12 protein-coding genes are annotated in these 17,838 nt (G+C 62.0%); 9 read left to right on the top strand and 3 right to left on the bottom strand.

Annotated features, from left to right (window positions below):
• Window positions 1–17: 17 nt before the first annotated feature.
• From PQU92_RS16340 to PQU92_RS16315, 6 genes are all read left to right on the top strand, one after another.
• Window positions 18–644 carry a TetR/AcrR family transcriptional regulator gene (locus PQU92_RS16340; RefSeq protein WP_272749326.1) on the top strand — a complete coding sequence of 209 codons (627 nt, stop codon included), beginning with the start codon at window positions 18–20 and terminating at the stop codon, window positions 642–644.
• A 151-nt stretch (window positions 645–795) separates the two neighbouring features.
• A complete protein-coding gene (locus PQU92_RS16335) occupies window positions 796–3,576 on the top strand; it encodes a bifunctional diguanylate cyclase/phosphodiesterase (RefSeq protein WP_272749325.1) in 2,781 nt (926 codons plus the stop codon).
• 75 nt (window positions 3,577–3,651) lie between these two features.
• Window positions 3,652–4,275 carry a TetR/AcrR family transcriptional regulator gene (locus PQU92_RS16330; protein WP_272749324.1) on the top strand — a complete coding sequence of 208 codons (624 nt, stop codon included), beginning with the start codon at window positions 3,652–3,654 and terminating at the stop codon, window positions 4,273–4,275.
• Window positions 4,276–4,526: 251 nt separating this feature from the next.
• Window positions 4,527–7,661, top strand: a complete 3,135-nt coding sequence (locus PQU92_RS16325) for an efflux RND transporter permease subunit (protein WP_272749323.1) — start codon at window positions 4,527–4,529, stop codon at window positions 7,659–7,661.
• Between the two features lie 68 nt (window positions 7,662–7,729).
• Window positions 7,730–8,170, top strand: coding sequence for an Xre family toxin-antitoxin system antitoxin (locus PQU92_RS16320; RefSeq protein ID WP_272749322.1), 441 nt, complete (start codon window positions 7,730–7,732; stop codon window positions 8,168–8,170).
• A complete protein-coding gene (locus PQU92_RS16315) occupies window positions 8,167–8,643 on the top strand; it encodes an RES family NAD+ phosphorylase (RefSeq protein WP_272749321.1) in 477 nt (158 codons plus the stop codon). Before PQU92_RS16320 ends, PQU92_RS16315 begins: the two co-directional genes overlap by 4 nt.
• Here the strand turns inward: PQU92_RS16315 and PQU92_RS16310 are convergent.
• Window positions 8,633–10,984: a glycoside hydrolase family 95 protein gene (locus PQU92_RS16310; protein ID WP_272749320.1), complete on the bottom strand. Its 2,352-nt coding sequence runs from the start codon at window positions 10,982–10,984 to the stop codon at window positions 8,633–8,635. The two genes, PQU92_RS16315 and PQU92_RS16310, sit on opposite strands and share 11 nt — an antisense overlap.
• 131 nt (window positions 10,985–11,115) lie before the next feature.
• Entirely contained in the window at window positions 11,116–12,690 is a 1,575-nt protein-coding gene (locus PQU92_RS16305) for an alpha-N-arabinofuranosidase (protein WP_438263833.1), read from the bottom strand.
• Window positions 12,691–13,025: 335 nt separating this feature from the next.
• Between PQU92_RS16305 and otsB the strand changes: the two genes are divergently transcribed.
• From otsB to otsA, 3 genes are read left to right on the top strand one after another with little or no spacing between them, the layout of a single operon-like run.
• Window positions 13,026–13,772, top strand: coding sequence for a trehalose-phosphatase (gene otsB / locus PQU92_RS16300; RefSeq protein ID WP_272749319.1), 747 nt, complete (start codon window positions 13,026–13,028; stop codon window positions 13,770–13,772).
• Window positions 13,765–15,627 (top strand): glycoside hydrolase family 15 protein, encoded by a 1,863-nt coding sequence (locus PQU92_RS16295; RefSeq protein WP_272749318.1) that lies wholly within the window; start codon window positions 13,765–13,767, stop codon window positions 15,625–15,627. Before otsB ends, PQU92_RS16295 begins: the two co-directional genes overlap by 8 nt.
• Window positions 15,628–15,675: 48 nt before the next feature.
• A complete protein-coding gene (otsA, locus tag PQU92_RS16290; protein WP_272749317.1) occupies window positions 15,676–17,082 on the top strand; it encodes an alpha,alpha-trehalose-phosphate synthase (UDP-forming) in 1,407 nt (468 codons plus the stop codon).
• 37 nt (window positions 17,083–17,119) lie between these two features.
• Here otsA and PQU92_RS16285 read toward each other — a convergent pair whose 3' ends face one another.
• Entirely contained in the window at window positions 17,120–17,569 is a 450-nt protein-coding gene (locus PQU92_RS16285) for a hypothetical protein (RefSeq protein WP_272749316.1), read from the bottom strand.
• Between the last annotated feature and the right edge of the window lie 269 nt (window positions 17,570–17,838).

The raw sequence follows: 17,838 nt of genomic DNA, 5'->3' as shown, positions 1-17,838 counted from the left end.
CTGAACAGGGGAGCGGCATGAGCAAGGACGTAGAGACCACAACGGGTGTAACGGGTAAAACCGGTGTCAGGGACCGCATCCTGCATACGGCCCTGCCGTTGTTTGTGGCGTCGGGCTTCAAGGCGACGGGGATCGACCGCATCATCGCGGCGTCCGGCGTTGCCAAGGCCAGTTTTTACCGGCATTTCCCGTCGAAGGACGATCTGGTCCTCGCCTGCCTCGAAGGGTGGCATGTCTCGCAATTCGCGGCGCTCAAGATGAAGGTCGAGGCGTCGGACGACAAGGCGCGGCCTCTGGCCGTATTCGACGCTCTGGCGGCGCAGGCGGCGGATCGTGCCTTTCGCGGCGACCTGCTGATCACGGCCCTGATCGAACTGGGCGACGACAAGGCGGCGGTAACCGCCATGGTCGCCCTGGCGCGACGGCAGATGCGCGAATGGTTCGAAGGCCTGCTCACCGCCGCCGATTTCGCCGACATGGCCGAGGTCCTGTCGCACGAATGGCTGCTGCTGTACGAAGGCGCGATGGTCGCCGGGGTGCGCGCACCGCAGGAACATCCGGCGCGCCGGGCCCGTGCCGCCGCCGAACGCAGCCTGCAGCAAATCCAGCTCAAGCGTCTTTTAAGCAAAACCCTGCCGCAATAATCGTTCAGAATTTCCCGAATTGGGCGCGTTTTGCAATCTGGGGTAGGGCCCATGCCGTGCCCTATTAACATAAAAGAAATCAGTGCGTTGCTACAAGTGATCCGTGCGTCGGATAGGGCGTGCGCGTAACCATGCAGCGGATACCGTTTTTATGTTGAGAGTCCTTACCTGTCTGCGGGATCAGCACAATTGGGCGCTGGTCGTTCTGGCGGCGGTCGTCTGCGTCTCGGCGTCGCTGACGGCGATGGCTCTGGTGCGCCGGGCGAAGAAAAGCGATAGCCGCGAGCGTATGCGCTGGGTGCTGACGGCGGGCGCGGCGACGGGGTTCGGCATCTGGGCGACGCACTTTATCGCCATGATGGCCTATAATCCCGGTGTCATTACGGGCTACGATCTGGTCCGTACCCTCGTCTCCCTGATCGTGGCAGTGACGGTCACGGCGGCGGGCATCGGTCTGGCGGCCATGGAAGACCGGCTGGTGTGGCGGTCGGTCGGCGGGGCCCTCGTCGGGCTGGGCGTGGCCGGTATGCACTATACGGGCATGATGGCACTGGAAGTGCCTGCGCATATCCACTGGCTGAAAGATCTGGTGGCGGTTTCCGTCCTTCTCGGCATGGCCTGCGGTGCGGCGGCGCTTTCGGTGGCGACCAGCGACCGGGCGCACAGCCTGTGGGCCGGCACGGGCCTTCTGGTGCTGGGGATCGTCGGCCATCACTTCACCGGCATGGGCGCTATCGAGATGGTAGCAGACCCGGCACGCGCGACCTCCGGTCTGGTTCTATCGCCGGACAGCATGTCGCTGACGATTGCAGCCGTGGCGCTGGCGGTGCTGGGCCTGTGCGGAGCGACCATCCTCCATCGTCAGAAGCTGGACGACGTCGTGGCCGACAATGAACGTCACCTGAGCGTGCTGGTCGATGCCATTCAGGACTACGCTATCTGCATGCTGGATCCCGAAGGTCGGGTGAGTAACTGGAACAGCGGCGCCCAGCGCTTCAAGGGCTATACGGCCGATGAGATCGTCGGTCAGGGCTTCGACCGCTTCTATCCGGAAGCCCAGCGCCGCGCCGGCAAGCCGCAGAAGGCCTTGCAGATCGCACGCGACATGGGCCGCTTCGAGGAGGAAGCCTTGCGCGTGCGCAAGGACGGCTCGCACTTCTACGCCCACGTCGTCCTGACGCCGATGTTCAAGGCCAATGGCACCTTGCTGGGCTTTGCCAAGATCACGCGCGACGTCACCCAGATCAAGGCCGACCGCGAACGCCTGCGTCAGACGACGCACAATTTCGACACCGCCCTGCGTCACATGTCGCAGGGCCTGTGCTTGTACGACGCCGAAGAGCGCCTGATTCTGGCCAACCCGCGCGTGATAGATATCTTCAACTCCGATCCCGAAAAGGTCGTGCCGGGCTTACCGTTCCGCGAGCAGATCGCCCGAATCCTGGCGCGCACAGGGGCAACGGCCGAGTTTATCGAGGCGCGCTATCAGGCGCACAAGGCGCTTATTGCCCAGCCGGGCGGCGGCACCTTCATTTCCGAATTCCGCGACGGCACGGTGGTGGCCATCACGCACCGCCCGATGCCGGACGGCGGCTGGGTCACGACGTTCGACGACATCACCGAACGTCGCCGCGACGAGGCGCGTATCGCGCACATGGCCCGCCACGACGGCCTGACCGGCCTGCCCAATCGCGATCATTTCAACACCTGCCTCGATCAGGAACTGGAATGGGGCGCGCGTCACGGGCAAAAGGTCGCCGCCATCGCCATCGACCTCAACCGGTTCAAGGAAATCAACGATCTGCGCGGCCATGCGGCGGGCGATACGGTGCTGAAGGTGATTGCCGAGCGCCTGAGGGCCACCTGCGGCGAGGGCGAATTTACGGCGCGTCTCGGCGGTGACGAATTCGCCTGTATCAAACGCGTTATCGACACGCGCGACCTGACCGATTTCATCGAACGGGTCCAGACGGCGCTGAACGGGCCGATCGATCTGGACGGCTTCGAAGTCGCGCCCGGTGGCTCGGTCGGCGTGGCTATCTATCCCGACGACGCGACCCAGCGCGAAGGCCTGATGAACAATGCCGATCTGGCGCTCTATCGCGCCAAGTCGACCCACGGCGAGCACGTCTGCTTCTACGAAGCCCGCATGGACGAGGTGGCACGCGACCGCCGGGCCCTGGCCAAGGATCTGTGGCAAGCCATCGGCCGCAACGAATTTTCGGTCCATTATCAGGTGCAGAAGGCCGTCGATACGCAGGAAATCACCGGTTACGAAGCCCTTCTGCGCTGGAAACATCCCGAGCGCGGCCATGTCAGCCCGGCGGACTTCATTCCGATAGCCGAGGAGTGCGGTGCCATTCTGGATATCGGCGAGTGGGTGTTGCGTACGGCCTGCGCCGAGGCGGCCAGCTGGCACAATCAGGCCAAGATCGCCGTCAACCTGTCGCCCGTGCAACTGGGGCATGTCGATCTGGTCCATCTGGTCCATTCCATTCTGATCGAAACGGGGCTGTCGCCGCGGCGTCTGGAGCTGGAAATTACCGAATCGACCATCATCGGCGACAAGGCCCGCGCCCTGCATATCCTACGTCAGATCAAGGCCCTGGGCGTAACCATCGCCATCGACGATTTCGGCACCGGCTATTCGTCGCTCGATACGCTCAATTCCTTCCCGTTCGACAAGATCAAGATCGATCGTTCGTTCCTGCTGGAAGCCGAGCACAGCCCTCAGGCGCGCGCCATCATCCGCGCCATTCTGGCGCTCGGCAAGAGTCTGCAGGTGCCGGTTCTGGCCGAAGGTGTCGAGACGGTCACCCAACTGGAGTTGTTGAAATCGGAAGGCTGCGACGAGGCGCAAGGCTATTATTTCGGTCGCCCGGCGGCGCTGGTGCCGGACGAGGCCGGTCCGGATATCCGCCGAAGCGCGTAAAACCCCATAATTTTTGAGGGTAAAGCGTTGGTCTCTTTAGAAAACCATGCTATGCCGCCGACTTCGGAGGGGTAGATGACCACCACAGTAAACGGAACGCCGTCAACGGCGGCCGAACGGCGTAAGCGTATTCTTGATATTGCGCGCGATGCGTTTTTCCGCGACGGTTTCGTCGCGACCACCATGTCGGCCATCGCCGCGAAGGTCGGCGGCTCGAAAACCACCCTCTACAGCTATTTTCCGTCCAAGGAAGACCTGCTCGAAGCCTATATCACCGACCTGTGCGACCGTCTGCATCAGCAGGTCGAGTTCAGCGCCGACCCCGATAACCTGCCGGAGACCCTGACGGCTATCGGGACCGCGGCGCTCCGCTTCTTGGGCTGGGAGGAGATGTCGCAGGCCGGTCTTCTGGTCATAGAGGAGTCGCGCCGCAATCCGGACCTGGCCCGGCGGTTTTACGAAGCCGGACCGGGGAAAGGGCGCATTCGCATGGTGCGCCTGCTTCAGGTCGCCCATGACCGGGGCCATGTCCACGTACCCGATCCCCATGCCTCGGCGGAGGCTTTTGCAGGGATGCTGTTTGGCGATCTGCATATGAAGCGCCTGTTCAATATCAACGAGACGCTGGATGAAACCGCTATTCAGCGCCGGGTGTCCCATGCCGTGCGCGTCTTCATGATGGCCCATGCGGTCAAATAAGAACGCTGGTTTTTAAGCAAAAGCATCTTTTCTGCGACGGAATGCTGTTCGCCTTGCGTAACTCTGACTGGTGCACATCCTGATCTGGTCACGGGCGCACCCCTCTCTTACGCCCGTGACCCTTTTTTTTTGATCGCGTGAGCCATATCGCCGGGCCTCAGTTTCGACTTGCCAGCGGTAAAATGCCCTGACAAAAGAACCTCATGCCGAAACCTTCCCGCAGGTTTGAGGGACCGGAATAAAGGACAGCCATGCTTTCGCGTTTCTTCATCGACCGTCCCATCTTTGCCTGGGTCGTGGCCATCGTCATCATGCTGGCCGGCCTTTTGTCGATACGCACCCTGCCTGTAGAACAATACCCCGACATCGCCCTGCCGCAGGTGCGCGTCAACGCCTCTTATCCGGGGGCTTCGGCCAAGACCGTCGAGGACTCCGTGACCCAGATCATCGAGCAGGGCATGACCGGCCTCGACCGGCTGAAATACATGTCGGCGACGTCCTCGGACAACGGCTCGGCCAACGTCACCCTCGTCTTCGAGGCGGGCACCGACATCGACACCGCGCAGGTTCAGGTCCAGAATCAGGTGCAGTCGGTCATCAACCGCCTGCCGCAGGACGTGCAAACGCAGGGCGTTCGCGTCAATAAGGCGTCCAATAACCAGCTTCTGGTCTTTTCGCTCTTTTCGACGGACGGTTCGCTGACCAATGCCGACCTTGGCGACTATCTGGTGACCAATATTCAGGACACGCTGGCCCGCGTCGACGGGGTGGGCGAAACTAATGTCTTCGGCTCGGGCTACGCCATGCGCATCTGGCTCAATCCGGACAAGCTGGTGGGCTATAACCTGACGCCCGCCGATATCGTGACAGCGATCCGCGCCCAGAACGCGCAGGTCTCCGCGGGGCAACTGGCCGCCCAGCCGATCAGTCAGGACATCGCGCTCAACGCCACCATCACCTCGCAGTCGCGCCTGACCACGGTCGCGGAATTCGCCAATATCATCGTCAAGAGCGAGACCTCCGGTGCGACGGTCTATCTGCGCGATGTGGCCCGCGTCGAACTGGGGCAACAAAGCTACGATCAGCTTAGCCGCATCAACGGCAAGCCCGCGATCGGCATCGTCATCAATCTGGCCACCGGTGCCAATGCGCTGAAGACCGCCGATCTGGTCAAGGCCGAGATGGAGACCCTGTCGAAGAACTTCCCCAAGAATATCGAATACGCCATCCCGAACGACTCGACCGATTTCATCAAGCTGTCGATCCATGAGGTCGTGAAGACCCTGATCGAAGCCATCGTCCTCGTCTTCGTGGTCATGTACCTGTTCCTGCAAAACTGGCGCGCGACGCTTATCCCGACCATTGCGGTGCCGGTCGTGCTGCTGGGGACGCTGGGGATTCTGGCCGCCGCCGGGTTCTCGATCAACCTCCTGACCATGTTCGGGCTGGTGCTGGCCATCGGTCTGCTGGTCGACGACGCCATCGTGGTGGTGGAAAACGTCGAGCGCGTCATGCACGAAGAGGGGCTGAGCCCCAAGGACGCCACGCGCAAATCGATGGACGAAATCACCGGCGCCCTGATCGGTATCGGTTTGGTGCTGGCGGCGATGTTCGTGCCGATGGCCTTTTTCGGCGGGACGCAGGGCATTATCTATCGTCAGTTCTCGATCACCATCGTGTCGGCCATGGGCCTGTCGGTCATCGTAGCGCTGATCCTGACGCCGCCGCTGTGCGCCACCTTGCTCAAGCCGGTCGACCGCGACCATCACGCGGAAAAGAAAGGCTTTTTCGGCTGGTTCAATCGCTGGTTCGATAAGGCCAGCCACGGCTATATGCGCACCATCGGTGGTATCGTGGCCAAACCTATACGCTATCTGGCCGTCTATGGCGCGGTGATCGTCGCCTGCGCCATGATGTTCCACGTCCTGCCGACCTCGTTCCTGCCGGACGAGGATCAGGGCTTCATGCAGACCCAGATTCAGCTGCCGGTCGGCACGACGGGCAATGTCACCAACGAAATGGTCAAGAAGGTCGAGGCCTATCTGGCCAAGGACCCGACCGCGCGTTACGTTTTCGCCCGCTCCGGTACCAACGGGCAGAACCAGGGGCAGGTCAATATTCGCATGAAGCCGTTCGAGGAGCGCAAGACCTCGGACCTGCGCGTCCCAGCGGTCATCGAGCGCGCTCGCAAGGAATTCGCCAAGTCCGAATACCGTGGCGCGCGCATCATCCCGGTCCAGCCGCCGGTCGTGCGCTCGCTCGGCGATGCCTCAGGCTTCTCCTTCGTCATCAAAGACGTCGGCGGCGTCGGGGCTCAGGCTCTGCTGGCCGCGCGTAACGACCTCATCCGCCGCGCCGGTGACGATCCGCGTCTGGGCTCCGTTCGCTCGGGTGGTCAGGACATTACGCCGCAGCTCAAGATCGATATCAATAAGACCGCCGCCGGGGCGATGGGCGTCAGCGTCAGCGACATCAATGCCATGCTGTCGGCGGCGTGGGGTGGTTCCTACGTCAACGACTTCATCGACCGCGGCCGCGTCAAGCGCGTCTATGTGCAGGCCGATATCCCCTACCGTATGCGCCCCGAAGATCTGAACCGTTGGTATGTGCGCAACAAGGACAGCCAGATGGTGCCGTTCGCGGCCTTCGGCTCGACGCGCTGGCAGTCCGGCGCACCGTCGCTGGAACGCTATAACGGCTCGCCGTCGACCGGTGTACAGGGCGCGCCCGCCGAAGGTGTGTCATCCGGTCACGCCATGGAGGCCATCGAGGAGCTGGCCGAGGGCCTGCCGCAGGGCACGGCGATCGAATGGACCGGCCTGTCGCTTCAGGAACGCGAATCCGGCGCTCAGGCCCCGGCGCTCTATGCCCTGTCGGTGCTGGTCGTCTTCCTGTTGCTGGCGGCGCTTTATGAGAGCTGGACGATTCCGTTCTCAGTCATTCTGGTCCTGCCTCTGGCGGTGTTGGGGGCGCTTCTGGCGACGTGGCTGCGCGGGCTCGACAACGATATCTTCTTCCAGGTCGGGCTTCTGACCACCATCGGCCTGTCGTGCAAGAACGCCATCCTGATCGTCGAATATGCCCGCACGCTGCAGGAACAAGGCAAGAGCCTGATCGACGCCACGCTTGAGGCCTCGCGCATCCGTCTGCGCCCGATCCTGATGACGTCCTTCGCCTTCACCTTCGGCGTTCTGCCGCTGGCTCTGGCGACCGGGGCCGGGTCCGGCGCACAGCACGCCATCGGCACCGGCCTGATCGGCGGCGTTTTGTCGGCGACCCTGCTGGCCATCTTCTATATCCCGCTGTTCTTCGTGCTGGTGCAGAAGCTGTTCAATCGTAAGGATAGAACACCGAAGGATGCTACGCCGGTACCGGAAAGCGTCTGATCTTGCAGGTATCGCTCAATTGAGTTATTGTCATCGCTCAATCAAGCGAAGGCATGGGGAGCGATGACATGGCCGACGGCACCCTCGATTTCAGCGACCTTTACCGCGCCAGCCCCTTACAGCGTGTGCGGCTGGTGCGCGACGGCGTGCCTGCCTCCGAAGTCAAGGATATGGCGCGCCTGATGGACATGCCGCAGGAAAAGCTGCTGCACTCGCTGGGCATGTCCATGGCGACGGTCAACCGCAAGGCCAAGCGGTCTGAGGGCCTGTCGAGCGAGGATTCGGAACGCGTGCTCGGTGTCTCGAACCTGATCGGTCAGGTGCAGGTCATGGTCGAACAATCGGGCATTGCTGATGGCTTCGACGCCGCCAAGTGGCTGGCCCACTGGCTCGATCAGCCTTTACCCGCACTGGGCGGTGAACGTCCGGCAGACTATCTCGACACGCTAGAAGGGCAACGCCTGATCTCCAGCCTGTTGGCGCAATCGCAAAGCGGCGCCTACGCGTGACGAAACATGTGTGGCGCATTGCCACCGATACGCCGGACTATACCGCCGACGACCGCTCAGGTGCCGGGGCCAAGGCCACCGGCGGCCGCTGGAACCGCAAGGGTCTGGGCGTCGTCTATGCGTCGGAAACCATCGCTCTGGCCTGTCTCGAAACCTATGTCCATTTGAACGCCACGGGCTTGCCGTTCAACCGCTATCTGGTTCGCCTCGACGTGCCGGACGAGGTGTGGGCGGCAGCCAGAACCTTCGACGCGGAACGCCATGTCGGCTGGGACGCGGTGCCAGCGGGCCGCGTCAGCCTCGATCAGGGCGATGCCTGGCTTAAAAGCGCCGCGTCGCTCCTGCTCAAAGTGCCGTCGGTCATCGTCCCCGAAGAGTACAACGTCCTGATCAATCCGCTGCACCCCGACATCAAGCGCATCAGGGTCACCAAGCTGCGTAAATGGACCTACGATCAGCGGTTCAGGTCCTGATCAGCTTACCGGCCTGTCCCGTGAGCGTGACGGTTTCACCGGCCCTCAATGTCAGGTCGAGCGCGGACTTGCCCCACACGACACGGGTCTTGCCGCCGCGTGTGGAGCTAACGACGGCCCGCGTCACCTGACCGTCGTGCCAGTCCAATGCCACCTCGAATCCGCCACGCGCCTTGAGGCCGCTGAACGATCCCTGCGGCCAGACCGAGGGCAGGGCGGGCAAAAGTTCAATCCGCCCGCGATGGGTTTGCAGGAGCATCTCGGCGATCCCCGCCGCGCCACCGAAATTACCGTCGATCTGGAACGGCGGGTGGGCGTCGAACAGGTTGGGGTAGGAGCGGCGTGGATGTAGCAAAAGTTTAATCACGTCAAAGGCATGGTTGCCGTCCTTCAGCCGCGCCCACAGATTGATGCGCCAGCCGATACCCCAGCCGGTCGCGTCGTCGCCACGAATCTCCAACGATTTCCGCGCCGCCCGGGCCAGGTCCGGCGTGTCCTCGACGGTAATCTGATCCGACGGGTGCAGCGCATAGAGGTGCGACACATGGCGGTGATGGATTTCCGGGGCCTCCATGTCCCAGTCGCCCTGCCATTCCTGAAGCTGCCCGGCCTTGCCGATCTTTTCCGGCGGCAGCTTGGCGCGCATGGCCAGACACGATTTCGCAAACGCCGCGTCGGTTTTCAGTATCTTAGCCGCTTCGGCGGTGTGGGCGAACAGATCGCGCAGCAACTGATTGTCCATCGCCGGTCCGGCACAGACCGAGGAGCCGAAGGGGTGTTTGTTTTCCGGCGAATTGGACGGGTTGGTGACCATATAGCCCGTGTTCGGGTCTTTCAGCAGAGTCGCCAGATAGAATTCCGACGCGCCCTTCATCAGGGGATAAAGCCGTTTCAGCCACGCCACGTCGCCGTTATAGAGCCACGGCTCCCACAGGTTTTGCAGCAGCCACGCGCCGCCCATCGGCCACAGCGCCCACACCGCGCCGTCCGGCGGCGTCGCCACGCGCCAGACATCGGTGTTATTGAACGCCACCCAGCCCGGTGCGCCGTACATGTCCTTCGCCAGTTTCGCGCCGGTCTCGCTGAGGTCTTCGACGAGGCAGAGCAGCGGTTCCATCGTCTCGTGCAGATTACAGACCTCGGCGGGCCAGTAGTTCATCTCGGCATTGATGTTGAGCGTCCACTTGGACTCCCACGACGGTCTAAGCTTGTCGTTCCAGATGCCTTGCAGATTGGCCGGCTGTCGCGACCCGCGCGACGACGACATCAGCAGATAGCGTCCATATTGCACATAGAGCGCCGCCAGACCGGGATCCTTGCCCTCGTTGAATTTCGCGATGCGCTGATCGGTCGGCAGGGTGGCATTATCGCCGGTCCCCAGATCGATCGCCACACGCCCGAACAGGCACTTATAGTCGGCGGCGTGTCCGGCCCGGAGCGCGGTGTAGCCTTTGGCGGCGGCCTTGGTGATCACTTCGGCATTGCGCGCGGTGGGGTCGCCGGAGATGTCGTTGTATTTAACGTAGCCGGTGGCGGCCGAAATCAGGATGACAACATCTTCGGCACCCGTGACATAGACCCCACCTTCGCGCGAGATGAGGGTGCCGGTTGGCGCGATGACCTTGGCGCGTAACTCGAACGGCAGCTTGCCCTCAATGCCCTGCTGCGTCGGGCTAATCCCCTTGGTGACAATGGTGTCGCCGTCGACGGTCTCGATGTCGGCGTTCTGTGGTGTCGACAGGCTGAGGTCGACCGTGACGGGCTTGCCCTTATCGCCGGAGAGCCGCACGACCATCACCTGATCGGTGGCGGAGACGAAGACCTCGCGGCGGTGGCGCGTCGATCCGGCATTGAACTCGGTCGCGACCACGCCTTCGCTCAGGTCGAGGCTGCGCTCGTATTTTGAGGTGTTGTCGAGACCGGGGAACAGCATGATCAGGTCGCCGACGGGCTGATAGGCCATCTGCTTGATGGGCTGGCTGATCAGGGTCTGGTTGGCCAGCTTTTCGGCCTCGGCATATTTACCTTCGAAGACCAGTTTCTGGACCTGCGGCAGGCCTTCGCGCGATTTGGGATTGGTCGGATTATAGGGCGATCCGGCGTAGAAGGTGTCCTCGTTGATCTGCACGCGCTCGACCGCGACGCCGCCGAAAACCATGCCGCCCAGACGCCCGTTGCCGACCGGCAGGGCCTTCACCCACTCGTCCGCCGGACGATCGTACCACAGGCGTAAGGGCGAGGGCGGCGGGGTCTGGGCCATAACCTGACTGACCAAAGCCAGCGCACCGACCGCCGTAGCGCTGATCATCAGGTGGCGGCGATTGAGCGTGAAATCAGTCATGACGACCTCCCCGTTTCATTTATATGATTTATATATGGTAGTTATTACCTTTCATGGAAATTGACAAGGCCGAAAACAAAAACGGCTCCCGACGGTGTCGGGAGCCGCTCAATCACTGAATTTGATCGTATTTAGTCGAGCTTCACCACGACGACCGACTTGGCCGGGATGGTCAGTTCAAGCACGCTGCCCTTGATCTTGCCGCCCTTGAAGGCGACCGGGGTGATGACTTCCTTTTGACCCGGCACGTTATGGGCATCGAGTTTGTCGGCGGTCAGGACGTCGCCCGATACCGATTTCGCTTTCAGCGTGCCGAGATTGATGTTCAGGACATAGCCTTCCTTGGCGTTCATATTGGCGATGCCGATATAGATCTTGCCGTCCTTCGCCTTGGCCGCCGAGACGTTGAACGCCGGGAAGGTCTGGTCCTTGCCGTCCTTATCCTTGCCGCCGATCAGGGTCGGGGCCGTCACGTCGAGCGGGATGGCGGTCGAATCCTGGAACGGCACGTACATCTTGAAGGCGTAATAGGTCGGCGTCAGGGCCATCTTTTCCTTGTCGGTCAGGATCATGGCCTGAAGGACGTTCACCGTCTGCGCGATATTGGTCATCTTCACGCGGTCGGTATAGTGGTGGAAGATGTTGAAATTGACCGCGGCGACGATACCGTCGCGCAGGGTGTTCTGCTGATAGAGGTGGCCCGGATTGGTGCCGGCCTCGACGTCGTACCAGGTGCCCCATTCGTCGACATAGAGGCCGACGCGCTTTTTCGGGTCGTGCTTGTCCATGACGGCGATGTGCTTTTGCAGCAGGTCGTCCATGCGGTAGGTCTGATAGAAGGTCGAGTTCCACTGCGCTTCGTCGAAGTTCAGCGCCGGGCCCTTCTTCGACCAGTTGGCGGTCGGCAGGGTGTAGTAGTGCAGCGAAATGGCGTCCATATTGCGGACGGCATTCTTCATGACCACGTCGGTCCAGTTGGTGTCGAAGGCGTTGGCGCCGGACGCCACGCGGGCGCCGGAATTGTCCTTGCCCTTATGGTAGAAGGCTTCGAAGCGGCGCAGTTCGTTGGCGTAATATTCCGGCGTCATATTGCCGCCGCAGCCCCACGATTCGTTGCCGATGCCGATGAAGGGCACCTTGAACGGGTCCTTGCGGCCATTGGCACGGCGCTCCTGAGCCAGCGTATCGTCGCCGGGCGAGGTCAGATATTCGATCCATTCGCGCATTTCGGTCGGGTTCGAAGAGCCGACATTGACCGACAGATAGGCGTCGGTGCCGACCTGTTCGACGAAATCGAAGAATTCATGCGTGCCGAACTGGTTCGATTCGGGCGTACCGCCCCACCAGTTGTTCTTGCGCGACGGGCGTTTGGCCGGATCACCGATACCGTCGCGCCAGTGATATTCGTCGGCGAAACAGCCGCCGGGCCAGCGGATGACCGGCACTTTGATGGCCTTGAGTGCACCGACGACGTCGTTGCGGATACCGCGCGTATTGGGGATAGGCGAGTCCTTACCGACCCACACGCCTTCATAGACGCCCGCGCCGAGATGTTCGGAAAACTGCCCGTAGATATAGCGCGAGATCTCAGCACCTGGCTGATCGGCTTTCAGCGTCGCATCGATTTTCGTTTGGGCTGAGGCGCTCAGGGCGGTGGCCGTCATCAGCGCGCCTATGGCCAGAGCCTTAAAAGGCGTGAATTTCATCGTAGTCGCTCCCTTTATATTGTCCTACAATTGGCGCCGATATGGCCTGATCGGTTTGTGAAAATCAAGGGGCAATAAACAGGTGACGCGCATGAAAACGATGGCAATCCCGTTGTGCGCTGCGGTAACGCGGCCGTCACAGGCTTTTGACCCTGTGTGATCATCATACAGGCTAGGTTTAGCAAGGCTCTCCGGAACAGGGGAGGGTTTATAATGGCTTCCTTACGCCGCTTCGGGCCAAGTGAAGCGAGCTGAATGTCCGACCTTGCCTTGTCGGATATGGGGTTGATTGTCCCTTCGGCTGCCCTGCTAACCTGTAAAGACTGGCTAAGATCATGACCCACCCGCACCGACTCCTGCCGGACCGCGTGTCGCTTTTCCTCGATGTCGACGGCACCCTGGCCCAGATTCGACCCCGTCCCGAAGACGTCGGACCCGATGTGCGCCGCAACACGCTGCTGCGCCGGGTGGCGCGCGCAGTGGACGGACGACTGGCCATCCTCAGCGGTCGCACCATCCCCGAAGTCGACTATATCCTCGACAACGCCGTCCGTGCGGTGGCCGGTGTGCACGGGCTGGAGCGTCGCGATACCGAAGGCGAGCGCCGCGATTACCTGATTACCGACGAGGTGCGTCAGGCGCTCGATCAGGCGATTCTGGTGCTCAATGCTTTGGCCGAACAAAAGCGCGGCGTCCTGATCGAAGCCAAGGGCAAGTCGGTAGGTGTCCATTATCGCCTCAACCCCGAGGCCGAGGATATGGTCCTCACCATCACCCAGAATATCGCGCAGAATTCGCCCCTGTCGCTGCAACGGGGCGATCGCGTGGCCGAACTGCGCGCGCCGGGACCGGACAAGGGTGACGCACTCAGGGCCTTCATGAACGAGGTGCCGTTCGAGGGCCGGATGCCGGTCTTTGTCGGCGATGACCTGACGGATGAGCACGCTTTCAGGGCCGCGGTGGAACTGGGGGGCTTCGGCGTCCTTGTCGGTCCGGAGCGTGAAACCCTGGCGCGCTATAATTTGCCGAACGTGGCGGCGGTGCTCGACTGGCTCGAAGACGGGGTAGCCCATCATGCCTGATCAGTCGCAATCCCTGCATATCGACGCGGCGACCGAGGTCAAGCCCCAGTCGCGTCCGGCGTCGCACGACCTCAATCTGGCTTTGATTGGCAATGGCACGGTCTCAGCACTGATAGACGCGCGCGCAAACTGGGTCTGGGCCTGCGTCCCGCGTTACGACGGCGACCCGATGTTCAGCAACCTGCTCAGCGGCGTGGCGGCGGACAGCGACGACGCCCAGGGCCTGTGGGCCATCGACCTGATCGATTTCGCCACAAGCGAACAGGCCTATGAACGCAATAGCGCCGTCCTGCGCACGGTCCTGACCGACCGGCACGGGGCGTCGCTGGAGATCACCGACTTCTGCCCGCGCTTTATGGCGCACGAGCGGCAATACCGCCCCGTCGCGTGGTGCCGGGTGATCCGGCCCTTGTCAGGCGCGCCGCGCATCCGCGTCCGCCTGCGGCCCATGCGCGACTACGGCAAGGTGCGCGCGCCGCATTCCTTCGGGTCGAACCACATTCGCTATCTGGGGACCGACACCGATCTGCGCCTGACGACCAACTGTCCGGTGTCGCACCTGATCAACGAGCGCACCTTCCGTCTGGAGGAGAGCTTTGCCTTCTTCCTCGGGCCCGACGAGTCCTTCTCGACCGGCCTGCTTCAGGGCGTGCGCGACATGCAGGAAAAGACCGACGCCTACTGGAAGCGTTGGGTGCGCACCCTGTCGCTACCGCTGGAATGGCAGGAGGCGACGATCCGCGCGGCCATCGCGCTCAAGCTGTGCGTCTATGAGGAAACCGGCGCCATTGTCGCGGCCATGACGACCTCGATCCCCGAAGCGCCGGATTCGGGCCGCAACTGGGATTACCGCTATTGCTGGATCAGGGACGCCTATTATGTGGTGCAGGCCCTGACGCGTCTCGGCGCTGTCGATATCCTCGAAAACTATCTGAAATATTTGCGGAACATCGTCGATCAGGCCGGCGAGGGGCCGATCCAGCCCGTCTATGGCATCGGCTTCGGGCCAGACCTGACAGAGACGGTGGCCGAAGACCTGCCCGGCTATCGCGGCATGGGGCCGGTGCGCGTCGGCAACCTCGCCTATATCCAGCACCAGCACGACGTCTATGGTCAGATCGTCCTGTCCTCGGTCCACGCCTTTTTCGACCAGCGCCTGCTGCGTCCCGGCACCATCGAAGACTTCACGGCGCTGGAGGCCATGGGCGAGCGCGCCTTCGAAGTCTATGACAAGCCCGATGCGGGGCTATGGGAATACCGGACGCTATCGAACATCCATACCTATAGCGCCCTGATGTGCTGGGCGGCGTGCGACCGGCTGGAAAACGCCGCCGTGGCACTGGGCCTGACGCAGCGCGCCGCCGTATGGAAAGAGCGGGCGCAGGTGATCCGCACGGCCATCGAAACGCGCGCCGAATGCGCCGAAGATACCTCTTTCAGCGCCTGTTTCGACCATACGCAACTGGACGCCAGCCTGCTGCAGATGATCGACCTGCGTTTCATCACGCCGGACGATCCGCGCCATCTGGCTACGCTGAAGGCCGTGGAGTCGGGTTTGCGTCGCGGCGAGCACATGCTGCGCTACGCTGTGCCCGACGATTTCGGCGAGCCGGAAACCGCGTTCAATTTCTGTACCTTCTGGCTGATCGAAGCCCTGCATTACGCCGGTCGTACCGACGAGGCGCGCGACCTGTTCGGGCAGATGCTGGCGCGGCGCACACCGTCGGGTCTGCTGTCGGAAGACACGTCCTATGAGGACGGCACCCTGTGGGGCAATTTCCCGCAGACCTATTCGCTGGTGGGGATCATCAACTGCGCCGGGCTGCTTAGTCGTCCTTGGCGCGATATTCGTTAGAAATTGGCGATAATCACCTGTTTTGTAAAGCATACTGAGGAATAAAGCATGAGTCGACTGATCGTAGTTTCCAACCGCGTCAATCCCCCCGCCGACACCGCCGTCGGTACGCAAGGCGGGCTGGCCATGGCGCTGTCCGCGGCGCTGCGCGAAGAAAACGGCATCTGGTTCGGCTGGTCCGGGCAAATCACCGATACCTTCACCGGGCATCTGTCGATCCAGAAGATCGGTGGCGTGACCGTCGCCCTGACCGATCTGGAGCAGCAGGACGTGCAGGAATATTACAATGGCTACGCCAACCGCACGCTGTGGCCGCTGTTCCACTACCGCACCGACCTTGTGGCCTTCGAGCGGACCTATGACGAGGGCTATCTACGCGTCAATCAGCGCTTTGCCGACACCCTGTTCCCGCTGATCGAGAAAGACGACCTGATCTGGGTGCAGGACTACCACCTGCTGCCGCTGGCGCAAAAGCTGCGCGAACACGAGGTGAAGAACCGCATCGGCTTCTTTCTGCATATTCCGTGGCCGGCCATGCGGGTGTTTCAGACCCTGCCCAAGCACAAGGAGTTGGTCGAAACCCTGTTCGACTACGACCTGATTGGGTTCCAGACCGAAGACAGTCTGGGGGCGTTTCAGGAATATGTGCTGAACTGCGCCGACGGCGAATTGCTGCCCGACGGTCAGTTGAAGGCGTTCGGCAAGGTGGTGCAGGCGGCGGCCTTCCCGATCGGCATCGATTCCGAAGACTTCATCACCGCCGCCAATTCCGACAAGGCGCTGGCCTATTACAATCTGATGCGCAATTCGCAGGCGGGCCGCAAGATGATCACCGGCGTCGACCGGCTTGACTATTCCAAGGGGCTTGAGGAGCGTTTCCTCGCTTACGAGCAGTTCCTCAACAATCACCCGCGCATGGAGGGCGAGGTCTTCCTGATGCAGATCGCCACCGCGACGCGCGAAGAGGTCGGCACCTATCAGGACCTCCGCGCGCGGCTGGACAGCCTGTCGGGGCGCATCAACGGCGAACACGCCACCATCGACTGGGTGCCGGTGCGTTACGTCAACCGCGCCTATCGCCGCGACGAACTGGCCGGGATCTACCGCGCCTCACAGGTGGGGCTGGTGACGCCGTTGCGCGACGGGATGAACCTTGTGGCAAAGGAGTTCGTCGCGGCTCAGGACGAGCGCGATCCGGGCGTCTTGATCCTGTCGGAATTTGCGGGGGCGGCGGCGCAGATGACGGCAGCCCTGATCGTCAATCCGTTCGACCGTCAGGCCATGGCCGAAGCGATTTCCGAAGCCGTGCATATGCCTTTGAAAGAGCGCCGTCAGCGTCACGCGGACCTGCTTGAGGACGTCAAGGCGCGCGATGTGGTATGGTGGCGCAACGATTTCGTCGCACGACTAAAAGGCGAAGCGGTGAGATTGCACGAAGTCGAGGCGGTGGCCTAACTTCGTCTCCCTCTCCCTTGAAGGAGAGGGGAAAAGATCATGGGCTGTCTTCGGTAGTCAAAACTTCCACCTCAGCCTGCCTCTGCGCCAGATAATCTTCCAGCGGACGCCCGGTGCGCTGTTCGATTAGCTTGCGCGCCAGTTTCGGCTCGGTGCGCAGCATCTCATCGTCGCGCATTCTTTCGCGGCGCTGGCAAAGCGCGGTGTGTTCGACCTGACGCACGATCTCGGCCTCGGCGCTTTTAAGGGCCTCGGTGTGCCGATAAACCTCAAGCTTCGCCTTGGCCGCCGCGGCTTCGGACGCATCAACACGGGCATATAACCGTTCGATACTACCGCCGATGCGCACCGCGCGTTCGATCTGCGGCAGGGTTTCCGGATCGGGCAGCTTTTCCGCACAGGCCAGCATCCGGTCGGCGAAGGCGCGCAACCGCGCCCGCCGTTCTTCGGGGGTGAACTGTTCTTTCGTGCGGTCGATCTGTGACATGCGCCTATGATGCGCGCAGGTTTTGGGAATGGGGATAAACAAAAAAGAAGGCCTGCTCCACGAGGGAAGCAGGCCTTTCAAGTGCACCGAGGAATCAAGAGAGGCACGAGGCCACTCAGGGTAAGCGGACAAGGGGAGGGAGGCATTCCGCAGCTCTTGCCGGCTTGGTAGATCGCCTTAAGGGGTTAAGAGACTGTTTGGAAAATCTTCGGGTCGCCTCGTCCGGTCTTTATTGCTGCCCGCTGTGTTGGAAACTTGCCATGATGTTC

The organism is Asticcacaulis aquaticus (genome assembly GCF_028550415.1).
GTDB lineage: Bacteria > Pseudomonadota > Alphaproteobacteria > Caulobacterales > Caulobacteraceae > Asticcacaulis > Asticcacaulis aquaticus.
Note: the sequence above shows the minus strand (reverse complement) of the source record. Positions and strands in the feature narration are given on the sequence as shown.